This window comes from Mesorhizobium sp. ES1-6, from assembly GCF_020164775.1.
Classification (GTDB): domain Bacteria; phylum Pseudomonadota; class Alphaproteobacteria; order Rhizobiales; family Rhizobiaceae; genus Mesorhizobium.
The window spans coordinates 1-16,287 of record NZ_JAIUGU010000012.1 but is presented as its reverse complement, the minus strand read 5'-3'; the positions used below and the strand labels follow the sequence as shown (position 1 = coordinate 16,287).

The 16,287-nt window shown below is 59.6% G+C and carries 19 protein-coding genes and 2 pseudogenes; 14 read left to right on the top strand and 7 right to left on the bottom strand.

What is annotated here, in order from left to right; translation table 11 throughout:
* Nucleotides 1-21: 21 nt before the first annotated feature.
* Together LB564_RS24600 and LB564_RS24595 are read left to right on the top strand one after the other, a co-directional pair.
* Entirely contained in the window at nucleotides 22-1,068 is a 1,047-nt protein-coding gene (locus tag LB564_RS24600) for an ABC transporter substrate-binding protein (RefSeq protein WP_224541711.1), read from the top strand.
* Nucleotides 1,011-2,660, top strand: coding sequence for a M81 family metallopeptidase (locus LB564_RS24595; RefSeq protein ID WP_318012854.1), 1,650 nt, complete (start codon nucleotides 1,011-1,013; stop codon nucleotides 2,658-2,660). Before LB564_RS24600 ends, LB564_RS24595 begins: the two co-directional genes overlap by 58 nt.
* A gap of 421 nt (nucleotides 2,661-3,081) precedes the next feature.
* On the opposite strand, the gene LB564_RS24590 is transcribed toward LB564_RS24595, so the two are convergent.
* The gene (locus LB564_RS24590; RefSeq protein WP_224541710.1) at nucleotides 3,082-3,591 is read right to left on the bottom strand and encodes a helix-turn-helix domain-containing protein; all 510 of its coding nucleotides are present in this window, start codon (nucleotides 3,589-3,591) and stop codon (nucleotides 3,082-3,084) included.
* Between the two features lie 815 nt (nucleotides 3,592-4,406).
* Between LB564_RS24590 and LB564_RS24580 the strand changes: the two genes are divergently transcribed.
* From LB564_RS24580 to LB564_RS24570, 3 genes are all read left to right on the top strand, one after another.
* Entirely contained in the window at nucleotides 4,407-4,739 is a 333-nt protein-coding gene (locus tag LB564_RS24580) for an ArsR/SmtB family transcription factor (protein WP_224541706.1), read from the top strand.
* Nucleotides 4,740-4,804: 65 nt separating this feature from the next.
* Nucleotides 4,805-4,918 carry a putative RiPP precursor gene (locus LB564_RS24575; RefSeq protein WP_224541704.1) on the top strand — a complete coding sequence of 38 codons (114 nt, stop codon included), beginning with the start codon at nucleotides 4,805-4,807 and terminating at the stop codon, nucleotides 4,916-4,918.
* Nucleotides 4,919-5,344: 426 nt separating this feature from the next.
* Nucleotides 5,345-5,536 (top strand): hypothetical protein, encoded by a 192-nt coding sequence (locus LB564_RS24570; protein WP_224541702.1) that lies wholly within the window; start codon nucleotides 5,345-5,347, stop codon nucleotides 5,534-5,536.
* Between the two features lie 62 nt (nucleotides 5,537-5,598).
* Here LB564_RS24570 and LB564_RS24565 read toward each other — a convergent pair whose 3' ends face one another.
* Nucleotides 5,599-5,985 carry a hypothetical protein gene (locus LB564_RS24565; protein WP_224541700.1) on the bottom strand — a complete coding sequence of 129 codons (387 nt, stop codon included), beginning with the start codon at nucleotides 5,983-5,985 and terminating at the stop codon, nucleotides 5,599-5,601.
* A gap of 120 nt (nucleotides 5,986-6,105) precedes the next feature.
* Here LB564_RS24565 and LB564_RS24560 point away from each other — a divergent pair, with 120 nt between their 5' ends.
* The 4 genes and pseudogenes from LB564_RS24560 to LB564_RS24545 all read left to right on the top strand — a co-directional run bounded on the left by LB564_RS24560 (nucleotide 6,106) and on the right by LB564_RS24545 (nucleotide 8,492).
* A complete protein-coding gene (locus LB564_RS24560; protein WP_318012847.1) occupies nucleotides 6,106-6,723 on the top strand; it encodes an RNA ligase family protein in 618 nt (205 codons plus the stop codon).
* Between the two features lie 245 nt (nucleotides 6,724-6,968).
* Nucleotides 6,969-7,202 (top strand): hypothetical protein, encoded by a 234-nt coding sequence (locus tag LB564_RS24555; protein WP_224541698.1) that lies wholly within the window; start codon nucleotides 6,969-6,971, stop codon nucleotides 7,200-7,202.
* On the top strand, nucleotides 7,199-7,660 hold the full coding sequence (locus tag LB564_RS31665) for a hypothetical protein (RefSeq protein WP_318012846.1): 462 nt from the start codon (nucleotides 7,199-7,201) through the stop codon (nucleotides 7,658-7,660). Before LB564_RS24555 ends, LB564_RS31665 begins: the two co-directional genes overlap by 4 nt.
* Nucleotides 7,661-7,779: 119 nt before the next feature.
* Nucleotides 7,780-8,492: pseudogene (locus LB564_RS24545) on the top strand (SOS response-associated peptidase).
* A gap of 51 nt (nucleotides 8,493-8,543) precedes the next feature.
* On the opposite strand, the gene LB564_RS24540 reads toward LB564_RS24545, so the two are convergent.
* The 4 genes from LB564_RS24540 to LB564_RS24525 form a co-directional block, all read right to left on the bottom strand.
* Entirely contained in the window at nucleotides 8,544-8,831 is a 288-nt protein-coding gene (locus LB564_RS24540; protein WP_224541697.1) for a hypothetical protein, read from the bottom strand.
* 132 nt (nucleotides 8,832-8,963) lie between these two features.
* Entirely contained in the window at nucleotides 8,964-9,485 is a 522-nt protein-coding gene (locus LB564_RS24535; RefSeq protein ID WP_224541694.1) for a GNAT family N-acetyltransferase, read from the bottom strand.
* A complete protein-coding gene (locus LB564_RS24530; RefSeq protein WP_224541693.1) occupies nucleotides 9,482-10,792 on the bottom strand; it encodes an aminotransferase class I/II-fold pyridoxal phosphate-dependent enzyme in 1,311 nt (436 codons plus the stop codon). Before LB564_RS24530 ends, LB564_RS24535 begins: the two co-directional genes overlap by 4 nt.
* 180 nt (nucleotides 10,793-10,972) lie before the next feature.
* The gene (locus tag LB564_RS24525; RefSeq protein WP_224541691.1) at nucleotides 10,973-11,707 is read right to left on the bottom strand and encodes a winged helix-turn-helix transcriptional regulator; all 735 of its coding nucleotides are present in this window, start codon (nucleotides 11,705-11,707) and stop codon (nucleotides 10,973-10,975) included.
* Between the two features lie 331 nt (nucleotides 11,708-12,038).
* Here LB564_RS24525 and LB564_RS24520 point away from each other — a divergent pair, with 331 nt between their 5' ends.
* The 5 genes from LB564_RS24520 (at nucleotide 12,039) to LB564_RS24500 (ending at nucleotide 15,799) form a co-directional block, all read left to right on the top strand.
* Entirely contained in the window at nucleotides 12,039-12,950 is a 912-nt protein-coding gene (locus LB564_RS24520; RefSeq protein WP_224541825.1) for a nucleotidyltransferase and HEPN domain-containing protein, read from the top strand.
* Between the two features lie 184 nt (nucleotides 12,951-13,134).
* On the top strand, nucleotides 13,135-13,362 hold the full coding sequence (locus LB564_RS24515) for a hypothetical protein (RefSeq protein WP_224541689.1): 228 nt from the start codon (nucleotides 13,135-13,137) through the stop codon (nucleotides 13,360-13,362).
* Between the two features lie 415 nt (nucleotides 13,363-13,777).
* Nucleotides 13,778-14,347 (top strand): hypothetical protein, encoded by a 570-nt coding sequence (locus LB564_RS24510; protein WP_318012845.1) that lies wholly within the window; start codon nucleotides 13,778-13,780, stop codon nucleotides 14,345-14,347.
* Nucleotides 14,344-15,045, top strand: coding sequence for a hypothetical protein (locus LB564_RS24505; RefSeq protein WP_224541688.1), 702 nt, complete (start codon nucleotides 14,344-14,346; stop codon nucleotides 15,043-15,045). Before LB564_RS24510 ends, LB564_RS24505 begins: the two co-directional genes overlap by 4 nt.
* A 37-nt stretch (nucleotides 15,046-15,082) precedes the next feature.
* A complete protein-coding gene (locus LB564_RS24500; protein WP_224541686.1) occupies nucleotides 15,083-15,799 on the top strand; it encodes a protein phosphatase 2C domain-containing protein in 717 nt (238 codons plus the stop codon).
* Here LB564_RS24500 and LB564_RS24495 read toward each other — a convergent pair.
* Nucleotides 15,762-16,287, bottom strand: a pseudogene (locus tag LB564_RS24495) (integrase core domain-containing protein); the annotation flags it as partial. The gene LB564_RS24500 and the pseudogene LB564_RS24495 sit on opposite strands and share 38 nt — an antisense overlap.

Genomic DNA, 16,287 nt, shown 5'->3' with positions numbered 1-16,287 from the left:
ACGCAACAGGGAGAATGTTCAATGCTCAGATCTATCCGATCGGCTTTGGTCGTGACAGCGTGCGCGGCCTTGCAAATCAATGCCGCGGCCGCCGCCGAACAGGTTATCGTCGCGACGACCGGTGGCGCCTATGAAAAAGCGCTGCGTGAGGCCTGGTTCGGCCCTTTCACCGCCAAGACCGGCATCGAAGTTGTCACCGTGGCGGCGACCAACGCCGAGATGCGGGCCAAGGCGGCGGCCATGGTCAAGACCGGAAATGTCAGCTGGGATCTCTATCTGCAGGGCGAAATCCAGACGGCTTCGGCACAACACATGCAGGCGGCTGAAAACCTGTCGGACTTCTGCAAGCGGTTCGCTACGCGCACGGACCTCGCGCCCGACGACTGCACCGCCGCCGGGGTTCGGCTGGTGTCGAATTCGACCCTGCTTGCCTACCGGTCGGATGCCTTCGGAGGAGCGGCTCCCCGGACCTGGGCCGACATGTGGGATCTGCGGAAATTCCCCGGCGGGCGATCGTTCCCTGACTTCAACGACCCCTGGCGCGTGATGGCTGCGGCCTTGCTGGCCGACGGGGTCAGCCCCGACAAGCTGTTTCCGCTCGACATCGACCGCGCCCTGGCCAAGCTCGATACCATCCGGCCGGCTGTCTCGCTCTGGTGGAAGACCGGGGATCAAAGCATGCAAGGCTTTCGCAATCGCGAGTATGTCATCGGCCAGATCTGGTTGACCCGCGCCAGGGCCCTCAAAGCGGAAGGGTTGCCGATCGCCTGGTCGCATGCCGCATCGTTCCTCGTCGGCGACCGCATTGCCCTGATCAAGAATGCGCCCCATCGCGAAAATGCGCTGAAGCTTGCGGACTATTGGCTGAGCACGCCGGCGGCGCAGGCCAAGGTCTGTGAAGCGTTGTCGTGCAAGCCGCCGAGCAGCGAAGCGGTAAAACTGATGTCATCGCAAGCGCGCGCCGACATGCCGGGCGGGGCGGACAGCAATGCGGTCGTACCAGATGCCAAATGGATCAACGACAATGCCGCCCTTTTGCTCGAGCGCTGGAACGCGTGGGTCCAATGACAAGCAAGCATGGAGAACAGACTATCATGGACAATTCCTCACCGCGCGTGCTGGTCGGGCGGTTCTGGCATGAGTCGAACGGCTTCAATCCGCAGCCGACGCTTGCTGCCGACTTTCAAATCCTGGAAGGCCAGGCGCTGCTGGCGGCAGCCAGCTCATCGGGCTCGACGCTGGCCGGCATCATCCAGCAGCTCGCCAAGGGTGGGGCACGGGTCCTTCCCAGTATTTCGGTGGTCGCACCGCCGAGCGGGCTTGTCGATCATGCCTTCTTCACCGCCGTGAAGGAGCGTCTGGTCAACGATGCCATCGAGCACAAACCTGACGCCATCGCGCTTGAGCTGCATGGCGCCATGGGAACCACCCTGATTGAGGACGCCGAGGGCGATCTGCTTGCCGCGCTGCGGGAAGCGGTGGGCGAGACGGTGCCGATCGGTATCGGGCTCGATCTCCACGCCCATATGACCGACGCCATGCTAACCGCCGTCGACATCTGTATCGCCTGCAAGGAAAACCCGCATTCCGACGTGGTCGAATGCGGCCACAAAGTCGCGGCCTGTCTGCTGGCGATGCTTGACGGCTCCCTGCGGCCGGTGACGGCAATGGCCAAGGTTGCGATGATCCTGCCCGGTGCGGCCGAAACCGCGGCGGGGCCACTGCGCGAGATTCACGATCAGGCGCGCACCGCCGAGCAGGAAAATGCTGCGATCTGGGACGTCTCGTTGTTCAATGTGTTCCGCTATGCCGACGACGAGGACATCGGACAGGCCGCTGTGGTACTGACCAATGATGCCGCTCAGGAAGGCCAGCAGGTGGCAGATACGCTGGCAAAAGCCTTCTGGGAAAAGCGGGACCGTTTCAGTGACGACCTGATGTCGATTGATGAAGCGCTCGACACGGTTGCCCTCGAACCGCATCGCCGGCCTTTCGTCGTCGCCGACATGGGCGACCGCGTGCTCGCCGGTGCGCCGGGCGATAGCACGGCCATCCTGGCGGCGGCACTTGCCCGTGAGGATGGCCTGCGTGGCGCCATTCCGATCACGGATCCCCATAGCGTCGATGCCGCCTTCGCGGCAGGGCTGGGCGGCAGGATTTCATGTGCGGTCGGCGGGCGGATCACACCGGGTTTTGAATCATTCGCGATTTCCGGCAAGGTCGTTCATCTCAGCGACGGCGCGTTCACCTTGGCCGGCCCCTTTCAGGGCGGCGAACAATCCAACATGGGACCGACCGCGGTGATCGAGATCGACGGCCGGCTGATGATCGTGCTCACGAGCAAGGCAGCGTTCAGCCATGACCCGGCCGTGTTCACGAGCCAAGGGATTGGCCTTGGCACATGCGATTTCTTCGTGGTCAAATCGGGATATCATTTCAAGCTGAACTTCGGCGCCGAGGCTACCCCGCTGATGGTTCGCACGCCAGGCGTCGGATATTACACCAAAGGTGCGCTGACCTATCGCAAGGCCCGGTTCTGGCCCGAACATGAGATCGCCGAACCAAGCGGCAACGGTCGCATCTTTGCCGCCAACCCGATCCAACCATCAATCAAGCCAGGCACGGTCGGTTCATCCCTTCCGGGGCAGGACCTGTCTTGACAAGGTTGGCCATAGAGAGGCCTGGGGCGGCATGCGCGCTTTCGGTGCCGGCCAGAACGACCTCGCTACCGCAGGGCGATTATCTGGTTGACAGACCCGATCTGATTACGTGGGGTAAGGACATAGGATTTCCATGTCCGTTCTGTCCCGCCCCGAGTTCCACGACGAAGCCAAGGCTTTCGAACATGTGGAATCCAAACTGTGGGCGAACGGCCCGGTTTGCCCAAGTGCAGTAGCGTCGATCGCCACTATTCCCTGAAGGGCGTTCGCACCAAGCCATCCAAAAAGAACCCCCACGGCGTCGAGCGTCATGGTCTCTACAAGTGCAGCGCCTGCCGTTCGCAGTTCGCCGTGCGCATTGGTTCAATCTTCGAGGAAAGCCAACGAAGAAGCCGCCAATCCTGGCGGCTTCAATGAGACTCTACGCTGCCAATTGATCGTGCCAGCGCTCGCCTGAATAAGACAGCACGATGCTGTCGTCGGTCTCGTCCTGCTCGGACAGCTGCTCCAATTTTTGCAAGAGGCCATTCATGACCTCTTCGCGCTCCTTCGGCGGCAGGAGTGATAGTAGATAGATCATTCGTAGTGACAGCACCGCCGGACCATTGGCCTCGCACTGCCCTTTTTCCCATCTAGCTACGCTTTGGTCGGTTACCCCTAACACCCTCGCCAAGTCGGCCTGTGACATATCAAGCTCGCCGCGCAGAAAGCGCAGTTCTTTGCCGGACGGAGCCTTGCGCTCCAGTACTATGTGCAAGCCAATTGCACGGTGCAACCCGTCCATGTCCTTGACCGTAAGGTACTCCTCGCCATCAACTGTATCCACAGAAAAGCCGTTGCTCAGATAGATGTTATCCAAGCCGCAATCCTGGTAATGCAGAGGCTCCTTGGAGAGCTTTTCACCGGGTCGGTAAAACTGTTGGATAGTCATCTCATATCTTCCCATTCCACTGTTTTGACGAAAAGCTTGTTGTTCCTGATGAGAAGAACAACGACACCCACGTCCCTGCGTCCTTTCACGTTTCGAACGATCTTGCCCTTCCACTCGCCTTGCGAGTTCCCCGCCTCGATCGCACCTGACACGAGCCCTTCCCGAATGACGGTCAAGGCTACTCTTATCGAGATGTCGCGCTCGTGCATCCTGTCGCGTGCATGTCGAGACTAGCCAATGCAACCTGTGTCCGAGGCCAAAAAACGGACACGCTGCGTAAATTCATCTGGTCGCATCGCCATTTGGGCGACGGGACGTAGCAAACCTTCATCTGCCATGGCCTATCAATATGATAGGTGTTGATGCCAAGTCAATGCACCTGGAAAGTTAAAGTTCCGTAACTTCGAATGAGCCGCCCGCTACCAAGACCTCTCCGGTGGCGGGCTCTTTTTGCGAGCGTCACGTTGGGGGCTGGGTCGGTGGTTGGCTTCGTCGAGGATGCGCTGGGCCTCTTCTCGGGTGAGGCCGCACTTGCGGGCAAAGTAATCCGCCTCCGTCGTAATCTCACGATCGGCGACAGGTTCGGTGATTGGTTTTTGCTTCTTTCCCACGGCTCGAATCATAGCATAGTCCGAGCAACCGACCTACTCGCCACCCGTTGACCTATGCTGGTTGATCCAGCACACTCCAAAACTTGCCCGCTACTCTCCCCAAAGAGTGGCGGGCCTTTTATGGAACCAACTGCGCCAGACAACCGATGGACTAAATCGGGCGCGTATGGTTAACCTCCCGGGCGGCGGCGCGAGATTAATCAGATGGCTTCGAAGACATCCAAGGGCTGGTGCGTAAAATCGCGGAAACTCCTCGAAGCCGTCGGCAACCCAACCAGGCTACTGATTTTAGCCATTTTGCTGGATGGCGAGATTTCGGTAAACGCTTTGTCGGAGAAGTTGGGTTTCACCTACACTCAGTCGGCACTCTCTCAGCACTTGGGCAAGCTACGGAGAGCCGGACTGGTGGACACTCGGCCAGATGGCCATTCGATATACTACTCGTGCAATTCGTCCGCCGTGCGCCATTTGTTCACCTTCTTGGAGGAGACGTTTGGCGAAGTCATATCGGAGCGGCGACGAGCGCGGGCTTCTTGATGGCTTGACAAGAATCTCCAAGTGACGGCAGTTTCCGCCCATTGAGGGCTGACCGGGGAAGACCTATGAAGAAAACCTATGAGAAACCTGTTCTGACCAAGCGCGAGCGACTTTCCTTTGTGACGGCCGGACCCGGCCCATCGGTGCCACCGCCGCCGCCGCCTGTAGCGCTCGACTGATCTATTCGACAATTAAGCCTAGTTAACCATCAAGCCCGCTGGCTCCGGCCGGCGGGCTTTTTGCGTTGTCCGGATCGGAACAATCGAGATTCACATCTGTTAGACGCCTATGGAAAAGGCCGATCCCACTGAACCGATACCGGACAGCATTCTCCTGGCCGGCGCACGTTTGCAGGCGGCGCTCGACAGGCGGGCCGAGGCGACCTCAAAAGACGAGAAGTCCCCCGTCGCGCCCGTGCCGGCTGCGGTTGGCCGCAGGGCTGCCAGGCACTGACAAGAGCGGCGGCGCCGCGGCCGGTGTGATGGCTCTCGATTCGCTATCTGCCCCAACAGGGCGTACAGTGCCTTGGTCGTCTGTGACGGTTTCCGGCAATCGGACGCTTGGAAGTGAACATCATGCTTTCGCCCCGAACAGGGAGATGGAGCATGAGCACCGTCCGATCGTATCTTTTTAATGTCGTTCACTACTATGAGAAAGCTCTGTCGATCCAGGACAGGGCGATCGAGCGAGAGCGGGCAAAGGGTCGGCCTCTGGGGCAGGACAAGCGCCTGCTTGAGAGCATGCGTAAGAGCATGAAGGGTGCAACTGAAGCACTCCGGCGCGTCGAGCACCGTTAGCTCCGGGCGCAAAAATCATTTCCGTTTAGGAAACTCGATCACCGTGGCCTCGGTCTGCGGCTTCATCGGAGCGTGACCCGGCTCTTCGTGCCAGACCACCTGGCGGAATCACGCATGTCAACGCGCTGACCGCATGCCGGACAATTATAGAAATGATCTTGCTCGTCTGCGAGTTCGCCCCCGTGCACCTTGCCGCTAATCGGCGGACCGAAGTCGGCGCTTTCGCTCCATGCCAGGAAATCAGGCCGTTGGTCAGGTCCAACGAGGCTGTATCCATATACGGCGGACTTCTCCTCATCGACCACTCGGAACCAGTGATCCTGCAAAACCCCTGGCGACACAGGCTGACCGGCCAACTTCTCTGCGGCCGTCCTTGGATCGATCTCCACAACGTCGCCAGACACCACGACTGTGTCGCCGTAGATCTCTTCCACCCGGTACTTCGTCATCGTCGCCACTCCGGTGGGTGGCAACGTGGCGCACTCAGCTTTGTTGCATCGGCATGCCGTTTGCAGTTTCGGAACCATTTTAGCTAAAGCTGATTGAGTCGCGGTCTCGTGAGTGTGTGCATGCGTTTGACGTTCATCCGGCCGATGGAGCCCGAACTGTACGACGACCCTCCGAAGGGTGACGACTGGATTCACGAGATCAAGTTCGACGGTTATCGCACCCAGGTGATCAAGGATGAGAACGGCATCCGGTTCTACACCAAGCGTGGCTTCGAGTGGACCAGGCGGTATCAGTACCTCGCCGCAGAAGCCGCCGGGATGGAGGCCGAGACCTTCATCTTCGAAGGTGAGACCATCATGATCAATGATGCCGGCCTGTCTGACTTCCACGGGCTGCAAGCGGCGGTCAGTGGCCGCCGGCCGTCACCTGATCTGTACCTGGTCGCGTTCGATCTCCTCCATCTCAACGGCCATGACTTGCGCTCCATGCCTGTGGAGGACCGGCGCCAGATGCTGCAGGGTGTGATCCCGGAAGGCGGACGCATCCAGTTCAGCGAGGCTATGCCTGGCACTGGCGACGCCGTCTTCCACCTCGTCGACAAGGCCAATCTCGAAGGGGTGGTGTCGAAGCGGAAGGGGAAGCGTCTACCTCAGCGTGCCGACCAATCAGTGGCGCAAGATCAAGTGCTTCGAAGAGAAGGATATGGACATCATCGGCGTAAAGCGCGAGCCGGGTAACGCTGCACAGGTGCTCATGGCGGACGCTGGCCGGTACAAGGGCGGTGCCTTCATCGCGTTCAAGCCGACAAGCGGAAAGCGCTCTGGGACCGCGTACAGGGCATGGTTGGCGGCCCGGTGCCAAATAGGCATAAGAGAGACAAAGTTGAATGGCTCAAGCCCGGCCTCGTTGGCAGGGTGAAAACCTTGAAAGGCGAGGACAAGCTGCACCACGCGAAGCTGCTCGATTATTGGGAGGACGACTGATGGCCGTAGCCAAGAAGGACCAGGAGCGCGCTAACTATGCCTGGATGTACGGCGCCCAGGCGCGCAAGGACGGCAAGGAGCGCGTCGTGCCGGAGTATTGGGAGGAACACGCTGAGGCGTGGCTACAAGGCTTCGACGATGTCCCCCTGGCGGGCGCGACCACAGCGAAGGCCGTCAGCGGTCAGATGGAGGCGGAGCTTGACGCCTCGGCGGTCGACCGAGACCCGAAATGATCGGCAAGAACTGGACGCTCCAATCGCTGATCGACGGCAAGATGACGGTGACGGCGTTCTGCCACAAGGGGAGCTGCAATCACAGCAAAACCCTACCGCTGGAAGAGCTGCGCACCCGCTTCGGCCCGGATGCTCCTGCTATGGAATGGGATTTACGACCGAAGTTGAAATGCGAAGTCTGCGGATCGAGGGATGTCGGCCTGATCTATTCGCTCGATTCACATAAGGTTTCCGGCATGGGCAGAACCTTTATTCAAGAGCCAAGGCGGAACAAAGGGGGCTTGATGAGCACGCGCGGCGTCAACTTTCTTGACAAGTGGCTGAGCAGCAATGTGTCTGGCTTGGTCAGTTCAGACGTGATCTCCGTCGCCGACGGCAATCCAGAAGCTTTTCGCCGACGCAAAGGCAATCGGGATCAGCAGCACCGAAATCGAGGAAGAAAACGGCAGCGTCTATGAAACGGTGCTTGAGGCCATCGTGCACCATGACGCCGGCGTGCCCGAGTAGCGTTGGCTTGAATCGTTCTCAATGCGTTCCCATTTTTGGTCTTCCCTATCGCAATCGGGCCGGCTTCAAAATGTGCGGACGCGTTTTCGTAAAGACCACAATCCCGACATGGTTCCCCGGTTCGAATTCGCTCATCCAGGCGAGGTTGAGCGGCTGGGCAACAGCTTCCCGTTGTGGAATGGCGCGCCAAGCCTGACCTATCCGATCATCATCCGCGAAGAACTGTCGACCAGCATGGCCGGCTTTGTCTCGGCCCGTTGGGGTCTGGTGCCGGGCTGGGACGGTGGCGGTCGGCCGCCGCCCGTCAACGCCCGCTGCGAGACCATCGCCAGCAATGGCATGTTCCGCAAGGCGTATGCGTCCCGCCGCTGCCTGGTGCCCGTCGACGGCTATTTCGAATGGCAGAAGCTCGATGCATCGGGGAAGAAGAAGCAGCCCTACGCCATCGCCATGAAGGACGATCAGCCCTTCGCCATGGCTGGCATCTGGGAAGAGTATGCGGACAAGGTGACGGGCGAATTGATCCGGACATTCGCCATCGTCACCTGTGAGCCAAACTCCCTGATGGCGACGATCCACGACCGCATGCCCGTCATCCTGGCGCCGACAGATTACATGCGCTGGCTCGGCCCGGAACCGGATCCTCGCGACCTGATGAAGCCGTTCCCCTCGGATCTGATGAAGATGTGGCCCATCGGCAGCATGGCCGGATCGCCGCGGAACAACACTCCCGACATCATCGACGAGATCGGCCGGGGTCCGAGCGACCTGTTTGAGGTCTAGATAAAACTTTCCCCGTCAACCAACCACCGGCAGTGACGCTGCGGCTAACCATCAGTGCTGTTGCTGCCGGCCTTCCAGGCGAGCGGCCGCCTTCAGATCGATGTCGATCTGGTCGCGTATCGCATCAGCGAGCGACAACTGCAATTCGAGGTTATCGGGATAGTAGGCCTTGATCCAGGCGGCCGTCATTTGCGCGATAGCCATCTTCTGGCTGACGTCGGAGAGACCGCGCATTGGCTTTGCCATCTTCAAGACCGCACGATGGATTGCAGGCAGTTCGCGTCTGACGGTGGCAAAAATCTCAGGTTGCTCAGATTCAGTCGCACGGAGCGGTTTCATTGGAATGTCTCCATTTCGCCGACAGTGAACGAAATGAGAACAAAAGAGTCAATCCCCCTTGACCTCACAGGAATATGTTCCTCATTTTGGGGTATGGCGCACAGACAGGGACAAAAGCCTCAACAGGTTTCGTTAAGCCCGAGCGTCCTGCGCATCAAGCTCGAAGCAGACATAGTCGACATCGCGATGACGCCTCATGCCGCGCTGCGTGAAGCCAAGTTTGCGGAGCACGTTTTGCGACCGGAGATTTGCCGGCCTGACCAGCCCGACCAGCCTGCCACAACCAAGCCTGGTGAAAGCGTCTTCAACGATCAAGCGGGCTGACTCGGTGGCCAGCCCGCGTCCGGAGCCGCGTTGAGAAAAACTGTAGCCCAATTCCACGGCGTCGTCCGAGAGGCTTCGCAGACCACAGCGCCCGGCGAAGAGCAGATCCCCATTCGGCTGCTTTTCGAAAACGGCAAAGAAGGTAAATCCGAGGTCCCTCGCCTCTCGCAGATAAAGGTCGAGCCGTTCGTCCGACTGGTTGCGGCTCATCGGCTGCCCGTCAGTGGTCAACTCCACGACAAGCGGATCCCGATGAAGCTGAAACAAGGCGTCAGCGTCCGATCGCTGAAGGGGACGCAGGAAGAGGCGATCGGTTTCCAGGATCATCATTGGCTTTTCCTGCGGTGTCCTGCTGGTGGCGCTGGCTTCAGGCTCTCTTTGGCGGCTTCGTCGATCGGAACGATCGCCGCGAGTGCCCGGCACAGGTTCTCGATGCCTTCGGGCACGTGTCCGGCGGTCGGGCAGATGCGAAGACCTGCTCGCCCTCTTTGGACAGTGGGGAAGAACACTGCCGACAGGTAGAATCCGCGGTCCAGGATAGCGTGCGCCGCGCCGATTGCTGCGAGCTCGTCACCAATGGTGACCATGCGTATGGGCAGCCTGCTCTGGGCATGGCTCGTCTCGCACAGCCCGTCGAACTGGCGCAACCGGTCCTGGAGCGCCGCCTGCCGGCGGTGCAGTTCCGGGGTACGGTGCAGGCTGGCCGACGCCAGGGCCGCGCCGATCGCAGCCACATTCGGCGATGCCGAGAAGGCATGCGCCACCGCGAAGTTGCGAAACAGGTCCTCCTGTCGTTGGGTGCCCAGCATGATCAGGCCGCCGGACGCCCCGAACCCCTTGCCGAGCGAGGCCGCGATGATGGTGCGCTCGCCGAGCTCGCCCGGGATCTGCGAGCGGGCGTAACCTTCGCCATTGCGGCCGAAGATCGAAATGCCATGGGCATCGTCGATGTACAGGAAAAGCCCATAGCGCTGCTGCAGGGAAAGCAGGTCCGCGATCGGCGCGCTACCACCCATGGAATAGATACCATCGCAGATGTAGGCTACGGGACGCTGCCCGCGGCAGATGGTCTCCAATGCCTCCAGATCGTTATGGGCGATGGTGACGACTTCGGTTTCCTCGGCGATCGTGCCTTTGTGAAAGGCCAACGAGGCGTGCGCCAGTTTGTCAAAGACCATGACCGGCTTTTTGCCGTTGGTAAGATGGCCGGATGCCAGGATCGGCAACGCGCCCATGTTGGCGGCCAGGACCGTCGTGTAAGCGATGACGCGAGCCGAGAAAAGATCGGAAAGGCTGCCTTCAAGGTCGCCGATCAGACCGAAATTGAGGCGGGTGCGGGCGCACGACCAATGCAGCGTGCCATAGCGCTCGACGGCCTCAATCGCACCGCGCACGATGTCTGGATGGTTGTCGAGGCCGAGATAGGCACACCGGACGAAATCGACGACCCGCCGCTCCTCGTCCTTGCCGGTGCTGATGGCCACGGCCCTTCCGGCGAGGGGGCGCGCGTAGACCGCCATCAGCCCTTCGAGGCGCGCAGCGGCGAAATGACCTCCGGCCTTGTCGATCAACCCTTGGGTGTTTCGGCGAACACGCTTGTTCCTCTTCGCACCGACATCTCCGTGTTGCGTAACCATCGACTTCCTCCAGCGTTCGAGGCAACGACACATCGAACGAGGAGGCAAGCTCTGAACGAGATCCGAGCACCTGCCTCCTCAACTGGAATAGTCGGTCCGGGCTTCGGGAAATTCCACAAAGCCGGCAACAAGTTTGCGACAAGATTTTATGACGTTTCAGCGAAGCCACATGATCGAACGCTAGGAGTTTGCCGGCTCAACGCCTCCGTTGAGACCGTAGCCTGCACCGCGCACCGTGCGGATGAGATTGCGCCCGGTCACCTTGCGCAAGGCGTCGCGCAAGCGACCGACATGCACGTCGACGGTGCGGGGTTCGACGTAAATGTTCGGCGCCCACGCGGCCGCAATGAGCTCTTCGCGACTGAAGATCCGGCCGGGCTGATGCAGCATCATTGCCAGAAGCTTGAACTGTATCGCGCCCACGACAATGTCTTTGCCGTCGTACTGGACCTGATGACGCTGCGCGGAGAGCGTCAGCTTTCCCCAGGACAGCATGCGTTCATCGACCTCCGGCGCGGCTGCCGGCTCCTCGCCAGTTTCAGACAGAAGGCGCAGCGCGCGCAGGATTTGCGCCGGCGGATGAGGCGATACGAAGATGTGGTCGATGCCGGCCTTGAGAAGTTCAAGGTAGAGAATTTCGTTGCCCGCCGGCACCAGGGCGACAAGCGGGACATGCTGCTCCCGGCTTGCCTTGCAGACACGATCAATGGCATCGGATCCAAACGAGGCTCGATCATCGCAATCGAGCAGGACGGCCGTGAAGCTCCGTTGCTGCAACAGTTCCAGCGCCTTGGCGCAATCGCTGGCTGGCACGCAGGCAAAGCCTTCAACGTCGAGGATGTAGCTGATAAGCAGATAGTAGCCGGCGTCGGCGGAACAAACCAGAATGGAAGGCCTCATCCAGATCAGACCCACAGTTGATGAGACACCTCGAACTTATGTTCGAGACATCGCACTGATGTTGCAACAAGGCCAAGGAAACTGCCCTAGTAAAATTAGATGTAGCTACTAAAGAGCGGGGGCAAGTATTTCCTGTGGCGGGCGTTTTTATACACTTTGACGCAACGTCCCGTTTGACGTTACGATTATGTTGCAACATAATCGTTCGATCTGTTCATGACAAGCAGGAGTTGTGGATGACGCTCAACTGAGCGATGCAGACGGCCTATGCGGCATCCGCGAATTTTGGCGCTGGCGTAGTCTGTCGCTTTCGGAGAGATTGTGAAAAACAATGCATTATCCAATGATGAAATCCAGTCTTGATCATCTGCCCTCGACCAAGCAGCGCGAGCTTGCCCGCATCATCGAGATTCTGCTCGAGGAACTCGAGGATGCGCTGAAAGGCAGTTCGGCCGAATTCAAGAAAATGGGCAGGATCTTGAAAATCATCCTGTTCGGCTCCTACGCCCGTGGCGACTGGGTCGACGAGCCGCACACGATGAAAGGCTACCGATCAGATTTCGACATTCTGGTGATCGTCAACAACCGCAAGCTGACCGACTTTGCGACCTATTGGTACAAGGCCAGTGACAGGCTGCTGCGCGACCGCGGCGTTTCCACCCAGGTGGGCCTGATCGTTCACTCTCGTCGTGAGGTGAACACCGCGCTTCGGCAGGGGCAGTATTTCTTCTCCGACATACGGCGCGAAGGGATTGTTCTGTATGAGCTTGACGACGAGCCGCTGGCGGAACCCAAGCTACAGAGCCCGGCCGATGCTCTGAAGTTGGCAAAGAAGCATCTTCAGGATCGGATGCCTGCCGGAGTCGAGTTTTTTGAAACCTATAAATTTGCTCTGAAAAACAGTTGGAATGCACGGGCTGCCTTCTTGCTGCATCAAGCGATTGAGCACTCGTATTCGGCCCTACTTCTGACACTCACAAGCTACAGCCCTCCATCGCATAATCTTAACTTCCTGCGCACCCTTGCGGAAGAGCGTGACCGGCGATTGACCGAAGCCTGGCCGCGGGATCAGCAGCGCTTTCGGGCATGGTTCAACACATTGAACGAGGCCTACGTGAAGGCGCGCTATTCCGAGCACTACCAGATCAGCGTTGAGGCGTTGGAATGGCTCGGCGAGCGGACTGCAATCCTCCATGATCTCGTTGGGACCATCTGCAACGAACATATCGAGACGCTTGCGCGGGAGGTTGCTGCCTGACGCCTTGTTCGGCAAACGGCGTCAATTGTTGGAAGGAGCGGATTTGACGGCAGAATGATGGCTATGTGTGCCAGGGACGACACGGCAAAGTCGAGACGATCCGTCTCGATCGTGGCTCACGTAGAGTTCGAACGTCCGGCCATTCTTCAAACCCTGCGTCGGACATTCACGCGGGAACATTGCCATGACCAAACGAAAAGGAAAGAGCGATTCAAACGTCGGTATCAAAGTAACCGATGCCCCCTCCTCTACCGGCGACCAGCACCACGCTGCGGCCCTCACCGCAGCCTGGCATGCCCTGTCGGCACGCTGCGACGGCCGCCAAGATGACTATCAGTTCTGGTTTCGGGTTTTCGAGGGTCATGTGCCAAAGTTGCGTGCCCGTTCTCTCCGCCAGAAATATTCCGAATAATGTAATATTTTCAAAGATTTAGAGGAACCGACAGCGCCTCAAAGCTAAAACATGCCTGATCTGTGGAACACAGCCGCTACGAACCCACTTGGTCCGCCAAACCATCTCGAGGCAAACACCTTCGCCACATATAATCAGCCAATGCGTTAGGCATACGTCAGCAGCGAAACGCCCAGTTGCTGGGACCGAAGACGTCGGCTGACACCGAACAGCCCGCTGACCGGAGCTGAACCGCTATGCTGGTGTGCGCCGCCAATCCCATGCTTGTCCACTGTCCCGGGACTGAGGACAAAGCTTAAGGACTTCGGTTGCGCTGCTGCACCATCCGTGACCAACCCGTTTTGCAGCCGTGATCGTTGACTGGCAGGGCCGCGCAGTGCTAGCGTCCTCTGTCCGAGGACAGAGGACGGAACTTATGATGAAGGGCCAGGATGTTGTCGTCCTGCTCAAGCTGGCGAGCTTGGAGGACGACGCAAAGGATATCGGTCATGAATCTCCACCGGCCGGGCTAGCCGCGGGCGAGGATCCCTATTCTGTGCGCGCTCTCGAGGCAGCACTCGGAATCAGCAAGACCGAGATCAGCGCTTCGCTCAAGCGCAGCATCGCGTCGGGCCTCGCGATCAAGGACAGGGAGACAGGTCGGCCCAAACCGAGCCGGCGCCATCTGCGCGACTTCATCGTCCACGGTCTGAAATTCGTCTTTCCGGCGAAACCTGGCGCCGTACAGCGCGGGTTGCCGACGGCGTTCGCCGCCCCCGTGCTGCGGGAATCCCTGCGCAGCGCCGGCAATCTCATCTGCGTCTGGCCCCACGCGCACGCAAAAGACATGGGTCAATCGGTCGATCCACTGTTCAAAAGCGTGCCGGAGGCCTGCGAGAAAGATAAGCGGCTCTACGCCTATCTCGCCCTCATCGACGCGATCCGCATCGGTAATCAGCGCGAAAGCAAGCACGCCGCCAACCTGCTCGTACAGAGGCTGGAATGACTGTCCAGGGTCAGTTGAAAGCGATGTTGAAGACCGTTGCCGAGGCGCTCGGCGAGGAGTTGCGCGCGCGCCTGGTCTTCGTCGGCGGCTGCACGACCGCGCTCTACATCACCGACCCCATCGTTCTCGAAGGGGTGAGAGCGACCGACGATGTCGACCTGATCGTCGATCTCGCTGGCTTTGCAGAATGGGTTGAGCTGACGGAGCGCTTGCGCGCACGCGGCTTTACCGAGGCGGCTGACGATACCGTCATCTGCCGTATGAAGCTCGGCGAGCTCAAGGTCGACTTCATGCCGGACGACGAGGCGATTCTCGGGTTCAGTAATCGCTGGTACGCAAAGGGGATCGCAACGGCCGTACCAGAACAGCTGGAGGAGGCGCTCGAGATCCGGCGCCTTACGCCGCAGCTGTTTGTCGCAACCAAGTTGGAGGCATACCGCGGACGCGGCGAAGGCGATCTCATCGGCAGCCGCGATGCCGAGGACATTCTCCTTCTGGTCGATGGGCGGGAGGAGCTCGTCGAGGAGATCGCGAGCGGCGAGCCGGAGATCCGGGTCTACATCGCCGAACAGATTGCGGCGCTGCTCGACGATCCGAACTTCGACCATTTCCTGGAGGGAAACATTCGCGGACCGGCGGGCCGTGTCGACATCGTTTACGAGCGGCTGGTCACGATCAGCACCCTGGATTCGCACTGACATCACCTTGCAAATCCGGTGGCATTGCCGGCATGGGATGCGGACGGCCGACAACCGAGACCATGCAGGCATAGGCATCCGCGGCGACGCCGTCCTGGCCATCGTTCTCGATGGATCAACATCAGGTTCGGCCAGCGGCGATTTTGCGCGCGAGATTGCGCGCCGCATGGTCGACTGGTTCGTAACCGGGACTGAAGAGGTGACCGCCGACGCCCTGATCGCGCAACTTCGCATGACCCACGCGGCGCTCGCGACGGACTTTCGCACCGATTCAGCGAGCTACTCCCTTCTTCACCTTGAAGCAACAGGCCCAGCGCTGGTGTTGCATGCAGGCGATTGCCTGGTAGGCCGACACGAAGAGGATGGACGGATCGCATGGCTGATGCAGCCGCATACGCTCGCCAATCCGCTGCTGCCCGTGGCGATCGAGAGTGTCGCGAAGAACCCCGCCCGGCACAGGCTCACGCGTAGCTTCCGCTCGAAGCGCTTCATTGCTCCTGATCTGAATTCGATCCAACTCGACGATCGGCCACTGCTGGTTGCGACGGACGGGTTCTGGGCGGAACTTGATGCGTACCAGCAGGTCGACTTCATTGAAAGGCGTGTTGGGATGGTCGAACAAGAACGCGCCGATTGCGGCGCCCTGTCCATTCTGCGCGGCAAGTCTGGATCTGGCATCGAGCTCGTTGATGCCGAGGCGTCGCCCAACCTCTATGCTAGATGTTTAGTCCCGGCATTTGCTGGAGCGGATTGAGGGTGAATCGTTCGGGCTCTTTTGTCCAGGCCCTACAGATGAACTCGTAGGGTGTGAGGCCTTTGAGGGTTTTGAGCCGCTTAGCGAAGTTTAGGCGGTGACGAAATCGGTGAGATGGCTGCGCAGCTCGTTGTGGCTCTCGTAGTGGAAGCGCTTGACGGTCGCATCTTTGATGGTGCGGTTCATGCGCTCGACCTGCCCATTGGTCCAAGGATGCCTAGGCTTGGTGAGGCGGTGATCGATGTTGTTGCGAGCGCAGGCCGCGACGAAGGCATGGGCCCAGAAGGGTTCCTTCCGCTCGATCTTCTCCTTGATGTCGGCTGCGGTCCAACTCTCACCGCTTGGTCGGTGAAGTGGATGCCGTTGTCCGTAAGAACAGTGTGGATCTTGTAGGGGACAGTTTTGATGAGGTTCCGCAGGAACTCGGCTGCAACGCGGGTTGGAACGCGCACGTGCAATTCGGTATAGGCGAACTTCGAGGTTCGATC

Excerpts from the sequence above, each read along its gene's own strand:
- LB564_RS24520 (WP_224541825.1), top strand. The coding sequence starts at position 12,039 with ATGAAATCCAGTCTTGATCATCTGCCCTCGACCAAGCAGCGCGAGCTT.
- LB564_RS24510 (WP_318012845.1), top strand. The coding sequence starts at position 13,778 with ATGATGAAGGGCCAGGATGTTGTCGTCCTGCTCAAGCTGGCGAGCTTG.
- LB564_RS24560 (WP_318012847.1), top strand. The coding sequence starts at position 6,106 with ATGCGTTTGACGTTCATCCGGCCGATGGAGCCCGAACTGTACGACGAC.
- LB564_RS24505 (WP_224541688.1), top strand. The coding sequence starts at position 14,344 with ATGACTGTCCAGGGTCAGTTGAAAGCGATGTTGAAGACCGTTGCCGAG.
- LB564_RS24555 (WP_224541698.1), top strand. The coding sequence starts at position 6,969 with ATGGCCGTAGCCAAGAAGGACCAGGAGCGCGCTAACTATGCCTGGATG.
- LB564_RS24500 (WP_224541686.1), top strand. The coding sequence starts at position 15,083 with ATGCGGACGGCCGACAACCGAGACCATGCAGGCATAGGCATCCGCGGC.
- LB564_RS24575 (WP_224541704.1), top strand. The coding sequence starts at position 4,805 with ATGAAGAAAACCTATGAGAAACCTGTTCTGACCAAGCGCGAGCGACTT.
- LB564_RS24535 (WP_224541694.1), bottom strand. The coding sequence starts at position 9,485 with ATGATGATCCTGGAAACCGATCGCCTCTTCCTGCGTCCCCTTCAGCGA.
- LB564_RS24590 (WP_224541710.1), bottom strand. The coding sequence starts at position 3,591 with ATGACTATCCAACAGTTTTACCGACCCGGTGAAAAGCTCTCCAAGGAG.
- LB564_RS24570 (WP_224541702.1), top strand. The coding sequence starts at position 5,345 with ATGAGCACCGTCCGATCGTATCTTTTTAATGTCGTTCACTACTATGAG.
- LB564_RS24515 (WP_224541689.1), top strand. The coding sequence starts at position 13,135 with ATGACCAAACGAAAAGGAAAGAGCGATTCAAACGTCGGTATCAAAGTA.
- LB564_RS24595 (WP_318012854.1), top strand. The coding sequence starts at position 1,011 with ATGGATCAACGACAATGCCGCCCTTTTGCTCGAGCGCTGGAACGCGTG.
- LB564_RS24565 (WP_224541700.1), bottom strand. The coding sequence starts at position 5,985 with ATGACGAAGTACCGGGTGGAAGAGATCTACGGCGACACAGTCGTGGTG.
- LB564_RS24600 (WP_224541711.1), top strand. The coding sequence starts at position 22 with ATGCTCAGATCTATCCGATCGGCTTTGGTCGTGACAGCGTGCGCGGCC.
- LB564_RS24530 (WP_224541693.1), bottom strand. The coding sequence starts at position 10,792 with ATGGTTACGCAACACGGAGATGTCGGTGCGAAGAGGAACAAGCGTGTT.
- LB564_RS24540 (WP_224541697.1), bottom strand. The coding sequence starts at position 8,831 with ATGAAACCGCTCCGTGCGACTGAATCTGAGCAACCTGAGATTTTTGCC.
- LB564_RS31665 (WP_318012846.1), top strand. The coding sequence starts at position 7,199 with ATGATCGGCAAGAACTGGACGCTCCAATCGCTGATCGACGGCAAGATG.
- LB564_RS24580 (WP_224541706.1), top strand. The coding sequence starts at position 4,407 with ATGGCTTCGAAGACATCCAAGGGCTGGTGCGTAAAATCGCGGAAACTC.